Here is a 12,795-nt window from a genome sequence, read left to right on the forward strand (position 1 = left end):
GGGCGCGGCATTGCCCCCGGCCGGGCAAAGCCGGTAAGGAGGGGCGATCCGCGCCGGCCGGCTTGCTCCGCCCGGCGCGCCCGCAGCTTCGCAGCCCGGAGAGAGCCATGAGCAGAGCCGTCAACCGCCGCATCGTCCTCGCCTCGCGCCCGGTCGGCGCGCCCGCGCCGGAGAATTTCCGCCTGGAGGAGACGGCGGTGCCGCAGCCGGGCGAGGGCGAGGTGCTGGTGCGCAACCTCTATCTTTCGCTCGACCCCTATATGCGCGGGCGGATGAGCGACGGCCCGTCCTACGCGACGCCGATCGCCATCGACGCGGTGATGGGCGGCGGCACGGTCGGCCGCGTCGTCGAATCGCGCAACGCCGCGTTCAAGGAAGGCGATCTCGTGCTCGCCTTCGGCAACTGGCAGGATTACGCGCTCTCGGACGGCGCGGACCTGATGGCGCTGCCGTCCGGCCTGGCGCGGCCGTCATGGGCGCTCAGCGTCCTCGGCATGCCCGGCTTCACCGCCTGGTACGGGCTTCTGAAGATCGGCGAGCCGAAGGAGGGCGAGACCGTCGTGGTCGCCGCTGCCAGCGGCGCGGTCGGCTCGGTCGTCGGCCAGATCGCGAAGCTGAAAGGCTGCCGCGTGGTCGGCATCGCCGGCGGCGCGGAAAAGTGCCGCTTCGTCGTCGACGAGCTCGGCTTCGACGCCTGCCTCGACCGCCGCGATCCCGATCTCGCGAAGAAGCTGAAGGAAGCGGTGCCGGCCGGCATCGACGTCTATTTCGAGAATGTCGGCGGGGCGGTGTTCAACGCCGTGCTGCCGCTGATCAACGTCCACGCCCGCATTCCGCTGTGCGGGCTGATCGCCGCCTACAACGCGACGGCCCTGCCGGAAGGGCCGGACCGGATGCCGGTCCTCCAGCGCTCGCTTCTCGTCAAGCGGGCGAAGATGCAGGGCTTCATCATCTCCGACCACTACGCCACGGACTATGCCGAGTTCGCCCGCGACATGGGCGCGTGGGTGGCTGCGGGCAAGGTGAAGATCCGCGAGGACATGATCGACGGCCTCGAGAATGCGCCGAAAGCCTTTGCCGGCCTGCTCGAGGGCGAGAATTTCGGCAAGCTCGTGGTGCGCATCGCGCAGGAATAGTCTTTCCGCCGGGTCGCGCGCGGCGGCGAAAAAAACGCAGGCCCGCGCACTTGGTGTTTACGGTTCGCGCTGATACTCTGTTCCCAACACAAGAGATGAAGGTGCCTGCTGCGTCCGTCAGGTGCGCGCGGCGCCGAAGGACGGAACAGTGAAAGACCCCGAACGCGGCGCGGATGCGCCAGGGGGCGGGGCGGCCGGCGGCGGAGAGGGCGAACGCCCTGCCGCGCAGAAGGCGCACGGCGCGCCCGACCCCGACAGGGGCGGGCGGCCCGCGTGCTCCGGTCGCCATCCCCGCCATGCCAAGGGCGCGCCGGACAGGCCGCCGGGCGGCGAATCGCACGCACAGCAGCAACCGAGGAAGCGGCGCAAGCGCCGGCGCGGCCGCAAGGTGTTCGCGCGTGACGGCGCGGCCGGGCCGGCGGCGCAGCCGCAGCCGGCGGCGAACGCGCCGGCCGCACCGACAGCAGCTGGCGCGGCAGGGCAGCAGCGCCAGCACCAGCGGCCGCTCAATGGACAGGCGGTGCCGGGAACCGGCGAGGCCGCCGCCGCTCCGCAGCGCCAGCATCAGCGACAGCCCAACGGGCATGCCGCACCCCCGGCCGCGCCGGGGGCGGGCGCTGCCGGTTTCGCCCAGCGGCAGGCGCCGTTGCCGGTCTATGCCGCGCTCGACCTCGGCACCAACAATTGCCGGCTGCTCGTCGCCGTTCCCGGCCGGCCCGGGCAGTTCCGCGTCATCGACGCCTTCTCGCGCATCGTGCGGCTGGGCGAGGGGCTATCCTCGACCGGCCGGCTCGGCCAGCCGGCGATGGACCGGGCCGTCGAGGCGCTGAAGGTCTGCGCCGACAAGCTCGGCAACCGCAAGGTGCGCAAGGCGCGCCTCATCGCCACCGAGGCCTGCCGCGCCGCCGACAACGGGGCCGAGTTCCTCGCCCGGGTCGAGGAGGAGGCGGGCCTGAAGCTGGAGATCATCGACCGCAAGACCGAGGCGCGGCTCGCCGTGTCCGGCTGCGGCCCGCTGGTCGAGCGCGGCACCGACGCCGTCGTGCTGTTCGACATCGGCGGCGGCTCGTCGGAGATCGCGCTGATCGACGTGTCGCGTCACCGCACGCCGCGCCTCGCCAACCACATCGTCTCGTGGACCTCGCTGCCGGTCGGCGTCGTCTCGCTGGCCGAGCGGTTCGGCGGCCGCGAGGTGACGGAAAGCGTGTTCGAGGCGATGGTGGGCGAGGTGGCGCGGCTTCTCGACCGCTTCGAGGGGCGCGGCCGGCTCGCCCATCTCGCCTCCGGTGCGCGCTTCCACCTGCTCGGCACCTCGGGAACGGTGACGACGCTGGCCGGCGTCCATCTCGGGCTCGAGCGCTACGACCGCCGCCGCGTCGACGGCCTGTGGCTGGACAACGACAATGTCGACGCCATGATCGCGCGGCTCTTGTCGTGGGATTTCGAGGCGCGCGTCGCCAATCCCTGCATCGGCGCCGACCGCGCCGACCTCGTGCTGGCCGGCTGCGCCATCCTGGAGGCGATCCGCCGCTGCTGGCCGAGCGAGCGCCTGCGCGTCGCCGACCGCGGCCTGCGCGAGGGCATGCTGTCGGAACTGATGGCCGATGACGGCGTGTGGCGGCGAAACCGCCAAGAGGGGCGCCAAGGGGGGCACGGAGGGGCGGTGTCGCGATGAAGAAACCGGGCAAGGGCGGCAGCGGCGCGCGTGCGCTGACGACGCGGGTAAAGAAGAAGAGCGGCCTGAAGGAATCGTCGCGCCGCTGGCTGCAGCGCCACCTGAACGACCCTTACGTCCACCGCTCGAAGGCGGACGGCTATCGCTCGCGCGCGGCCTACAAGCTGATCGAGATCGACGACAAGCACAAGCTGCTGAAGCCGGGCCAGAAGGTGATCGACCTCGGCGCCGCGCCCGGCGGCTGGCTCCAGGTCGCGGCGGCGCGGGTCAAGTCGCGCGAGGACGCTCCTGCCGTCGTCGGCATCGACTATCTGGAGATGGACGCGATCCCCGCCACGACGATCCTTCAGATGGATTTCCTCGACGACGACGCGCCGGCGCGGCTGATGGAGGCGCTGGGCGAGGCGCCGGACATCGTGCTGTCCGACATGGCCGCGCCCACCACCGGCCATCGCCGCACCGACCATATCCGCACCATGCATCTGGCCGAGGTGGCGGCCGATTTCGCGGTCAGGGTGCTGAAGCCGGGCGGCCATTTCCTCGCCAAGACCTTCCAGGGCGGCACCGAGGGCGGGCTGCTCGACATGCTCAAGCGCAGCTTCCGCTCCGTCCATCACGTCAAGCCGCCCGCCTCGCGCGAGGAATCGGTCGAGCTCTACATCCTCGCCAAGGGTTTCGAGGGCAGGGCCGAGGGCGAGGAGGAAGAGCCGGACGGCAGGGACGCCTCACTCGCCTGAGTGAGGCCCTTCGCCCGGCGGCGGCTTCCCGGCGCCATGGCCGGAGACGGCACGGCCGGCCTCCGGGGCCAGCCCGAGGATCGGGAACACCGCGCAGGCGGTCAGCGCCGCGACGCCGAGGAAGGCGGTGAAGAACGCCGACAGCCCGGTCTCCTCGCCGGTGAGAAGATGGTGCGCCTCGAGGAAGATGCCGGCGACCGCGACGCCGAGCGCGATGGAGACCTGCTGCGCCACGGCGGCGATCGCGGTCGCCTGGCTCGCCTGCCGGTCGTCGATCTCGGCGAAGACCAGCGCGTTGTTGGCGGTGAAATAGAGCGAGCGGGAAAAGCCGGCCGCGACCAGCACGGTGATGATGATCCAGTGCGCGGTCGTCGGCGTGAAGAAGGCGTTGGCCGCCATCAGCGCCGCGCCGCTGAGCGAGGTCGCGATCAGCACGGTGCGGAACCCCATCAGCCGCAGCGCTGTCGAGGCGAAGAACTTCAGCGCGATGGAGCCGATGGCGCTGGTGAAGGTCAGCAGGCCCGAGGCGAACGGCGTCAGCCCGAAGCCGAGCTGGAACAGCAGCGGCAGCAGGAACGGCACCGCGCCGAGGCCGATGCGGAACAGCGAGCCCGAGGCGATGGCGATGCGCGGCACCGGGTTGGCGAGCAGCCGCAAATCGAGGATGGGACTTGCCGCCCGGCGCGCATGGCGGACATAGGCGAAGGCGGCGGCAGCGCCGGCCAGCAGCGTCGCGAAGCCTACTGCCGGCGGCAGCGCCGGCAGGCTGACGACCGAGAGCCCGAAGACGATGCCGGCCGAGGCGATGGCCGCGAGCACGAAGCCGATCCGGTCGATCCGCCCGACGGGCACCGGCGGCATGTCGGGCAGCACGCGGCCGGCGACGGCGACGCCGATCAGGCCGATCGGCACGTTGATGATGAAGATCCAGTGCCAGGAGAAATAGGTGGTGATGAAGCCGCCGACAGGCGGGCCGACCAGCGGCCCGATCAGCGCCGGAATGGACAGCCACGCCATGGCCGAGACCAGCGCGCTACGCGGCGTCGAGCGCACCAGCACCAGCCGCGCCACCGGCGTCATCATCGCCCCGCCCATGCCCTGGATGAAGCGCGCGCCGACGAATTCCGTCAGCGAGCCGGAGGCGGCGCAGGCGACGGAGCCGGCGACGAAGACGAGGATGGCGGCGCGGAAGACGCGCTTCGCCCCGAAGCGGTCGGCCGCCCAGCCCGAGACCGGGATGAAGATGGCGAGCGCGACGTAATAGGCCGTCAGCGCCAGCTTGAGCGTGATCGGGCTGGTGCCGATGTCGTCGGCGATGGCCGGCAGCGAGGTCGAAATGACCGTCGAGTCCATGTGCTCCATGAACAGGGCGACGGCCAGGACGAGGGGAACGGTGCGATTCAACAGGGCGATCCGGGAACGCGCCGCGCGACGGCAGGCGAGGGAAACACGCGGGGGAAACGTGACGCGGGCTGCCGGGTAGCACGAGCCGGAAAGCCGTTCAACCGGCAGGCGCGGTCGGCCTTTGGTGCAGCCATGCGCTCCGACGGCGCGCGGTCAAGTTACCGTGAAGCCCTTGAGCGGGCAGGCCGCCGGTCCCATTCTGGCTCATCCGTTCAGCCGAAAGGGAGGAAATGATGACGATTGCAGCAGATCGCCGTTCCGTCCTGACGATGGGGCTTGCCGCGGGCGCGGCGCTCGCAACGCCGCAGCTCATGATGCGGGCCGCGCAGGCCAAGGCGCCGTCGTCGCAGGTGGGCAATCCCGGCTTCAACCGGTTCCGGCTCGGCGCATTCGAGATCACCGCCATCAATGACGGGACGCGGCCGGGCGACGGCATCCACACGATCTTCGGCGTCGACCGCGACGAGGCCGAGGTCTCGGCCCTGCTGGAGGAGAACTTCCTGCCGGCCGACCGCTTCGTCAATTCGTTCACGCCGGCGCTGGTCAACACCGGCTCCGACCTCGTCCTGTTCGACACCGGCCTCGGGGCCGGCGCGCGCGAGGGCGGCCTCGGCCAGCTGCGGGCGCGGCTGGAAGCCTCGGGCTATACGCCGGGCGACGTCACGATCGTCGTCCTCACCCATTTCCACGGCGACCATATCGGCGGGCTGATGGAGGGCGGCGAGCCGGCCTTTCCCAATGCGCGCTACGTTACCGGGCAGGCCGAATACGACTTCTGGACGGCGGACGAGCGCCAGTCGGGGCCGACCGAGAACGCGGCGCGCGGCGTCCAGGCCAATGTCGTGCCGCTGGCCGAGAAGACGACCTTCATCGGCGACGGCGACGCGGTCATTCCGGGCGTCACCGGCATGCTGGCGGCCGGCCACACACCGGGCCATATGATCTTCCATCTCGAATCGGAGGGCCGCCGGCTGCTGCTCACCGCCGACACGTCGAACCACTATGTCGCCTCGCTGCGCCGGCCGGACTGGCATGTCAGCTTCGACATGGACAAGGAGGCAGGGGCCGCGACGAGCACCCGTGTCTTCGACATGGTGGCGGCCGAGCGCATCCCGTTCCTCGGCTATCACATGCCGTTCCCGGCCGTCGGCTTCATCGAGAAGCTGGATGTCGGCTACCGCTTCGTGCCGGCGAGCTACCAGTTCCTGCTCTAGATCGTTTCACGGAAACGGTGAAACGATCTATCTCTTTGTTTTTACGCAATTTCGGACGCAAAAACCGCTTCGCACTTTTGCTGGAATTGCCCTAGGACCGGCCTTCAGGTGACGAGCTTGCGCTCCGCGAAGCGCGGCTCGCGCCACAGGCTGCCCGTCATGATCGCCTCGAGCGTGGCGATCGCGCCCCACACGTCCTCGAAGCCGACATAGAGCGGCGTGAAGCCGAAGCGCAGGATGTCCGGCGCGCGGAAGTCGCCCACCACCCCGCAGGCGATCAGCGCCTGCATGATCGGCCAGCCGTTCTCGTGCGTCAGCGCCACCTGGCTGCCGCGCAGGGCGTGGTCGCGCGGCGTGACGAGCGAGAGGCCATGCCCCGCCAGCCGCGCCTCGACCATCTCGATGAAGAAGTCGGTCAGTGCCAGCGACTTTTCGCGCAAGCGCGCCATGTCGGTTTCCTCGAATACGGCGAGGCTTTCCAGAAGCGGCAGGTAGGACAGGACCGGCGGCGTGCCGACGCGGAATTTTTCCATCGTCTTTGCCGGGCGGTAGTCGATCTCGAAGCCGAAGGGCGCGGTGTGACCCTGCCAGCCGTTCAGCGGGTTCCGCGCGCCGTCGAGATGGCGGCCGGCGACGAACAGGAAGGCCGGCGCGCCGGGGCCGCCATTCATGTATTTGTAGGTGCAGCCGACCGCGAAATCCGCTTCGCAGGCGTTGAGATCGACCGGCAGCGCGCCGAGCGAGTGGCACAAATCCCAGATGACCAGCGCGCCGGCCGCGTGCGCCGCCTTCGTCACCGCCGCCATGTCGCGCAGCCGGCCGGAGCGGTAGTTGACGTGGCTGAGGCACACGACCGCCGTGTCGGCGTCGATCAGCGCCAGCACGGATTCGTCGCTGTCCTCGGCCAGCGCGAGCTTCGCCTCAGGGAACACGTTGGCGATGGCGCCTTGCAGGATGTGGACGTCGGTCGGGAAGTTGTTGCGCTCGGAGACGATCTTTCCGCGCCCCGTCCGCATGCGCATCGCGGCGCAGAACGCCTTGTAGAGGTTGACCGAGGTCGAATCCGCCGCCAGCACCTCGCCCCTGGCAGCGCCCATCAGAGGGGAGAGCCGGTCGCCGACCGTCACCGGCAGATTGTGCCAGTCGCGGCCGTTCCAGCTTCGAATCAGGTCCTTCGCCCAACCCTCTGTCAGCGCGCCGTTAATCGCCGCCGGCACCGAGACCGGCATCGCGCCGAGCGAGTTGCCGTCGAGATAGATTTCGCCGGCCGGCAGATCGAAGCGGGCGCGCAAGCCGGCGAGCTTGTCCCGCTGGTCGAGCGCGCGCGCCCGCGCGCGTTCCGGCGTATCCGCCTTGCGGGCGGCAATGGCCGCTTCGACGGTCGCGCTCACGGCAGCACCGCGACGATCCTTGCGGCCAGATCGTCCAGCCGGTCGCCGGGCAGGCCGGCGACGTTGAAGCGGCTGTCGCCGACGATATAGACGCCGTGCTCGTCGCGCAGGCGCGTCACCTCGTCCGGCGTCAGGCCGAGGCGCGAGAACATGCCGCGCTGGCCGGCGATGAAATCGAAGCGGTCGGAGTTCGACGCCCGGCGCAGCGCCTCGGCGAAGCCCTGCCTGAGCGCCAGCATGCGGGTGCGCACCGCGTCGAGCTCGGCCTGCCAGTCGGCGCGCAAGGCTTCGTCCTCCAGCACGATGCGCACGCAGGCGGCGGCGTGGTCGGGCGGCATCGACCAGATGCCGCGCCCGACGCCGAGAAGCTGGCTGTAGGCGGCGTCGGCCTCCGCCGCGTTGCGCCCCAGCAGGATCGCCGCGCCGACGCGGTCGCGATAGACGGAGAAGTTCTTGGAGCAGCTCGCCGCCACCAGCATCTCCGGCACCCGTGCCGCCAGAAGCCGCACGCCGGCCGCGTCCTCGTCCAGCCCCTGGCCGAAGCCCTGATAGGCGATGTCGACGAAGGGGACGAGCCCGCGCTTGACAGTAAGGTCGGCGATCGCGGCCCACTGGTCGAGAGAAAGGTCCGCGCCGGTCGGGTTGTGGCAGCAGCCGTGCAGCAGCACCACGTCGCCGCTGACCGCGTTGTTCAGCGCGGCGACGGCGGCGTCGAAGGTGATGCCCTCGGCCGGGTCGTAATAAGGGAAGGAAGCGATCTTCAGCCCGGCCGCGCGCAGGATCGGCAGGTGGTTCGGCCATGTCGGGTCGGGCGTCCAGACCGTGGCGTCGGGCCGCGCCAGCCTGACGAGGTCGGCGAGCTGGCGCAGCGCGCCGGTGCCGCCCGGGGTCTGCGCCGCGCGCAGGCGGGTGCGGTCGGCATCCTCGCCGAGGACGAGCCCGATCATCAGCGCGTTGAAGGCGGTGTCGCCGGCAAGGCCGAGATAGGTCTTGCTCGCCTGAGTCTCGTGCAGGCGGCGCTCGGCCTCGCGCACGGCGCGCATCACCGGCGTCGCGCCGGTCTCGTCGCGATAGACGCCGACGCCGAGGTCGATCTTTCCGGCGCGCGGATCGTCGCGATAGAGCGACATCAAGGCGAGGATGCCGTCAGGTGCGGCGGGCTTCAGCGTCTCGAACATCGGTGCCTCCCAGAGCATCTTGCCGCCGGACGGATCGGCGACCAAATCAAACGATCGGAGCAACGGGACGGCATTCCGTGGCTTCCGCGATTGCTCCCACAAACTCCAAAATCGCCGCAGGCGCAACAGATTCGGCCCGCGGCGTCGCGAAGCGGCATTGCGCCGGCCGCCGCCCTGCATGTAGACCGGCGGAGAGGCGCGCGCGGCCGCGTGATGGAACGCCATTCGCAGCCTATATTCGGCCATGGCTTCGCGATTCATGTCGCCGTGCCGGCGGCAAGGCGCGGACCCGGCAACGAAGGAGCATCGGCATGAGCGAAACGGGCATCGAGCGGGTGGTGATCGTCGGCAGCGGGCAGGCGGGCATCGAGACCGCCGCGGCGCTGCGTCAACGCGGCTTTTCCGGCAGCGTCACCGTCGTCGGCGAGGAGCCGGACCTGCCCTACCAGCGGCCGCCGCTGTCGAAGGAGTTCCTGAAAAGCGTCGAGGATTCCTCGCTGCCGCTGCGCGGCGAGGCGTTCTACGCCGCCAACGGCATAACGCTCATGCTCGGCGCGGTGGCCGAGCGCATCGACCGCGCGCGGCGCGAGCTGGTGCTGACGAGCGGCGAGCGGCTGCCTTACGACCATCTCGTTCTGGCCACCGGCGCGCGCAACCGGCTGCCACCGGTGCAGGGGCTGGACCCGGCGCGGGTGCTGGAGCTGCGCACGCTGGCGCATGCGCGGGCACTGACGGCGCGGCTGCCGGCGCTGCGCCACGTCGCCATCATCGGCGGCGGCTTCATCGGGCTCGAGGTCGCGGCGCTCCTGCGCCAGCGCGACATCGCGGTCGACGTGCTGGAGGCAGCGGACCGGCTGATGGGCCGCGTTCTGTCACCGGCGATGAGCGCGGCGTTCCGCGCCTTCCACGAGGAGATGGGAACGCGCCTGCGCCTCGGCACGCTTGCGACGGACATCGCCCCGCGCGGCGAAGGTTTTGCGCTGCGCCTCTCCGACAGCTCGATGCTCGACACCGACGCGGTCGTGGTCGCGGCCGGCGTGGTGCCGAATGTCGAGCTGGCGGTCGAGGCCGGCCTTGCCGTCGACAACGGCGTCGCGGTCGACGCCCTGCTCCTGACCTCCGACCCGGCCATCTCGGCCATCGGCGACTGCGCCTCGCATCCCAACCCCTATGGCGGCGACGGGCCGATCCGGCTGGAATCGGTGCAGAACGCGGTCGACCAGGGCAAGTGCGTCGCGGCGCGGCTGACGGGCAGCGCGCAGCCCTACGACGCGCTGCCGTGGTTCTGGTCGCATCAGGGGCCGATCAAGCTCCAGATCGCCGGCCTGTCGCTCGGCATGGACGAGACGGTGACACGCGGCGACCCGGCGAGCGGCAAGTTCTCGGTCTTCGTCTACCGCGCGGGGCGGCTGATCGCGGTCGAGAGCGTCAACAGCGCCGGCGACCACATGGTGGCGCGCCGGCTGATCGCCGCCGGTATTCCGGTGCCGAAGGAGATGGCGCAGGACCCCGCCGCCGACCTCAAGGCGCTGATGCCGAAGGCGGCTGCCTGACCGGCCGAGCGATCGCCCGCCGGTGCCTGCCGTCCGCGCGCCCCTTCGGGCCGGCTACTGCCGTTTACGGAGAGGAGGGAATGCGAAGACGTTGCGGCAGCTTTTCCTCTCCCCTCTGGGGAGAGGTGCCGAGCGGAGCGAGGCGGTGAGGGGCCGGCGCAAGCGGTGGAGAGTGACGCACCAACGTCCTCGACGCCGTCCGCGCCGTGCGAAGTGCCCGAGGATGGGCGCGGGAGCATATGGAAAAACGCCGGCGCCGACCCCTCACCGGCCCTTCGGGCCACCTCTCCCCAGAGGGGGAGAGGAAAAGCTGCCGCGCCGTCTCCGCATCCCCTTCTTCCCGTTCACGGGGGAGAGGATGCAGCCAGGCGGGGGCTGGCGGGATTGCGCGATCGTCGGCGCGCCCTCATCACTCCACGTGCACCTTGACGCTGGCGGCGCGGCCGGCGGCGTCGATGACGGTGAGCGTCGAGAAGCCGGCTCCGTCCGGCTGCCAGCTCGCGGTGCGGCGGCGGGTCGGGCCGTCGAGCGGGCGGCCGTTGGCCAGCCAGCGGAAGGGCGCGCGCCCGCCCTGCAGCTTCAGAGCCAGCGGCGCGGCCTCGCCCTGCGCCGCGCCAAGCTCGACGCGCGCGCCCTCGGGCGGAAAGACGATCTGCGGCGCGGGCTCGGCCACGCGCGCGTCGTCGGGCACCGCGCGCGGGGAAGCAAAGCGCCGCATCGTCACCGGGAGGTCGGCGCGGGCGGTGCGCGCCGCGCCTGCCGGCGCGCGCGGCAGCGCGGCGATGCCGACCCCTGAGCGGGCGAAGGCGTCGAACAGGACGGGCGCGGCGCTGGTGTAGCCCGACAGGCCCGGCACGGCCGCGCCGTCGGGCCGGCCGACCCAGACGCCGAGCACGTGGCGGCCGTCGAAGCCGACCGACCACGCATCGCGATAGCCGTAGCTTGTGCCGGTCTTGTAGGCGATGCCGCGCTGGTTCGCGCCTTCGGGCGGGGTGACGCCGGCGAGGATGTCGGCCACCTGCCAGGCGGCGCGATGGTCGAGCAGGGTGGCGGCGGCGCGGGGGCCTTCCGCCGGCCGGTCGGAGATCGCGGTCGCCAGCCCGCGATTGGCGAGTCCGGTATAGAGCTGGACGAGGTCGCGCAGCGAGATGCCGGCCCCGCCGAGGGCGATGGCGAGCCCAGCCGCCTCGTCGCGCGGCAGGGCAAGTCCGACGCCGGCATGGCGCAGCCGCGTCGTCAGCCGCGCCGGCCCGACCGCGTCGAGAAGATGCACCGCCGGCACGTTCAGCGACATCTGCAGCGCCGTGCGCACCGAGACGTCGCCCTGATAGGCGAGGTCGAAATTCTTCGGCCGGTAGCCGGAGAAGTTCGACGGCCGGTCGGCGATGATCGTCTCCTGCGCCACCATGCCTTCCTCGAAGGCGAGGCCGTAGATGAAGGGTTTCAACGCCGAGCCCGGCGAGCGCACCGCGCGCGTCATGTCGATCCAGCCGAAGCGAGCCTCGTCGAAGAAGCCGGCCGAGCCGACTTCGGCGAGGATATCGCCGCTCTGCGCGTCGGCCAGCACCATGGCGAGCGAGACCTTCGGCCCCAGCCGCACTGCTGCCTCGCGCGCCACCTCCTCCAGCCCCTCCTGAGCCCGGCGGTCGAGCGTGAGCCGGACGCGACCCTCGCCGGGATGGTCGCGCAGCGCTGCTTCCGCCGCATGGGCGGCGAGGAAGGGCAGGGGCCGGCGGCGGGCGGGTGCGGCGTGGTCGCGGCCGCGCGCGGCCTCCTGCGTCTCCATCAGCCCGGCGACGACCATGCGGTCCAGCACGCGGTCACGCGCGGCCTCGGCGGCCTCGGGGTGCCGGTCGGGGCGGCGGCGCTCCGGCAGTTGCGGCAGGGCGACGAGAAGCGCGGCCTCGCCGAGGCCGAGCCGCTTCGGCTCCTTGCCGTACCAGGCGAGGCTCGCCGCGCGGATGCCCTCAAGATTGCCGCCATAGGGCGCGAGGGTCAGATAGCGTTCGAGGATCTCGCGCTTGGAAAGCCGCCGCTCGATCTGGAGCGCGCGCGCCATCTGCTTCAGCTTGGCGGCGAGCGAGCGCTCGGTGCGCGGCTCCGTCAGCCGGGCAAGCTGCATGGTGATGGTCGAGCCGCCGGAGACGATGCGGCGATTGGCGACAAGCTGGAACGCGGCGCGACCGAAGGCGAGCGGATCGAGACCGGAATGGTCGAAGAACCGCCGGTCCTCATAAGCGACCAGCATCTCGACGAAGCGCGGGTCGACATCGTCGAGCGAGACCCTGAACCGCCACGCGCCGTCCGGCGTCGCCAGCGCACGCAGGAGCGATCCGTCGCGGCCGACGATCTCGGTCGCGGTCGCCGGGGGATCGAGCGGCGGCGGAAAGGCGCGGTCGAGTGCGCCGAGTCCCGCCATTGCGCCCGTGCCGGCGAGCGCGGTGAGGCAGAGGGCAAGGAGGGCGCGCTTCAGCCGCATCGGTTTTTCTGCGCCGGTTCGCGCTGCC

General features: G+C 71.2%; 9 protein-coding genes. 5 read left to right on the forward strand and 4 right to left on the reverse strand.

Features of this window, described 5'->3' with window-relative positions; translation table 11 throughout:
• The first annotated feature begins 107 nt into the window (after window positions 1-107).
• The 3 genes from M9945_RS14930 (at window position 108) to M9945_RS14940 (ending at window position 3,548) form a co-directional block, all read left to right on the forward strand.
• Window positions 108-1,136, forward strand: a complete 1,029-nt coding sequence (locus M9945_RS14930; RefSeq protein ID WP_367945237.1) for an NADP-dependent oxidoreductase — start codon at window positions 108-110, stop codon at window positions 1,134-1,136.
• Window positions 1,137-1,284: 148 nt separating this feature from the next.
• A complete protein-coding gene (locus M9945_RS14935) occupies window positions 1,285-2,811 on the forward strand; it encodes a Ppx/GppA phosphatase family protein (RefSeq protein ID WP_367945238.1) in 1,527 nt (508 codons plus the stop codon).
• On the forward strand, window positions 2,808-3,548 hold the full coding sequence (locus tag M9945_RS14940; protein ID WP_367945239.1) for an RlmE family RNA methyltransferase: 741 nt from the start codon (window positions 2,808-2,810) through the stop codon (window positions 3,546-3,548). Before M9945_RS14935 ends, M9945_RS14940 begins: the two co-directional genes overlap by 4 nt.
• On the opposite strand, the gene M9945_RS14945 is transcribed toward M9945_RS14940, so the two are convergent.
• A complete protein-coding gene (locus tag M9945_RS14945; protein WP_367945240.1) occupies window positions 3,537-4,952 on the reverse strand; it encodes an MFS transporter in 1,416 nt (471 codons plus the stop codon). The genes M9945_RS14940 and M9945_RS14945 overlap by 12 nt on opposite strands.
• A gap of 230 nt (window positions 4,953-5,182) precedes the next feature.
• Between M9945_RS14945 and M9945_RS14950 the strand changes: the two genes are divergently transcribed.
• The gene (locus M9945_RS14950; RefSeq protein WP_367945241.1) at window positions 5,183-6,166 is read left to right on the forward strand and encodes an MBL fold metallo-hydrolase; all 984 of its coding nucleotides are present in this window, start codon (window positions 5,183-5,185) and stop codon (window positions 6,164-6,166) included.
• Between the two features lie 104 nt (window positions 6,167-6,270).
• Here M9945_RS14950 and kynU read toward each other — a convergent pair whose 3' ends face one another.
• Both kynU and M9945_RS14960 read right to left on the reverse strand, forming a co-directional pair.
• A complete protein-coding gene (gene kynU / locus M9945_RS14955; RefSeq protein ID WP_367945242.1) occupies window positions 6,271-7,557 on the reverse strand; it encodes a kynureninase in 1,287 nt (428 codons plus the stop codon).
• The gene (locus tag M9945_RS14960) at window positions 7,554-8,735 is read right to left on the reverse strand and encodes an aromatic amino acid transaminase (protein WP_367945243.1); all 1,182 of its coding nucleotides are present in this window, start codon (window positions 8,733-8,735) and stop codon (window positions 7,554-7,556) included. Before M9945_RS14960 ends, kynU begins: the two co-directional genes overlap by 4 nt.
• Before the next feature lie 311 nt (window positions 8,736-9,046).
• Here M9945_RS14960 and M9945_RS14965 point away from each other — a divergent pair, with 311 nt between their 5' ends.
• On the forward strand, window positions 9,047-10,288 hold the full coding sequence (locus M9945_RS14965; protein ID WP_367945244.1) for an NAD(P)/FAD-dependent oxidoreductase: 1,242 nt from the start codon (window positions 9,047-9,049) through the stop codon (window positions 10,286-10,288).
• A 409-nt stretch (window positions 10,289-10,697) separates the two neighbouring features.
• On the opposite strand, the gene pbpC is transcribed toward M9945_RS14965, so the two are convergent.
• Window positions 10,698-12,767, reverse strand: coding sequence for a penicillin-binding protein 1C (gene pbpC / locus M9945_RS14970; protein ID WP_367928982.1), 2,070 nt, complete (start codon window positions 12,765-12,767; stop codon window positions 10,698-10,700).
• Between the last annotated feature and the right edge of the window lie 28 nt (window positions 12,768-12,795).

It is taken from the genome of Aquamicrobium sp., from assembly GCF_023954335.1.
Lineage (GTDB): Bacteria > Pseudomonadota > Alphaproteobacteria > Rhizobiales > Rhizobiaceae > Aerobium.

Bases quoted from the DNA above. Each gene is read 5' to 3' on its own strand.
- M9945_RS14950 (WP_367945241.1), top strand. From the start codon at position 5,183: ATGATGACGATTGCAGCAGATCGCCGTTCCGTCCTGACGATGGGGCTT.
- M9945_RS14960 (WP_367945243.1), bottom strand. From the start codon at position 8,735: ATGTTCGAGACGCTGAAGCCCGCCGCACCTGACGGCATCCTCGCCTTG.
- M9945_RS14930 (WP_367945237.1), top strand. From the start codon at position 108: ATGAGCAGAGCCGTCAACCGCCGCATCGTCCTCGCCTCGCGCCCGGTC.
- M9945_RS14940 (WP_367945239.1), top strand. From the start codon at position 2,808: ATGAAGAAACCGGGCAAGGGCGGCAGCGGCGCGCGTGCGCTGACGACG.
- pbpC (WP_367928982.1), bottom strand. From the start codon at position 12,767: ATGCGGCTGAAGCGCGCCCTCCTTGCCCTCTGCCTCACCGCGCTCGCC.
- M9945_RS14965 (WP_367945244.1), top strand. From the start codon at position 9,047: ATGAGCGAAACGGGCATCGAGCGGGTGGTGATCGTCGGCAGCGGGCAG.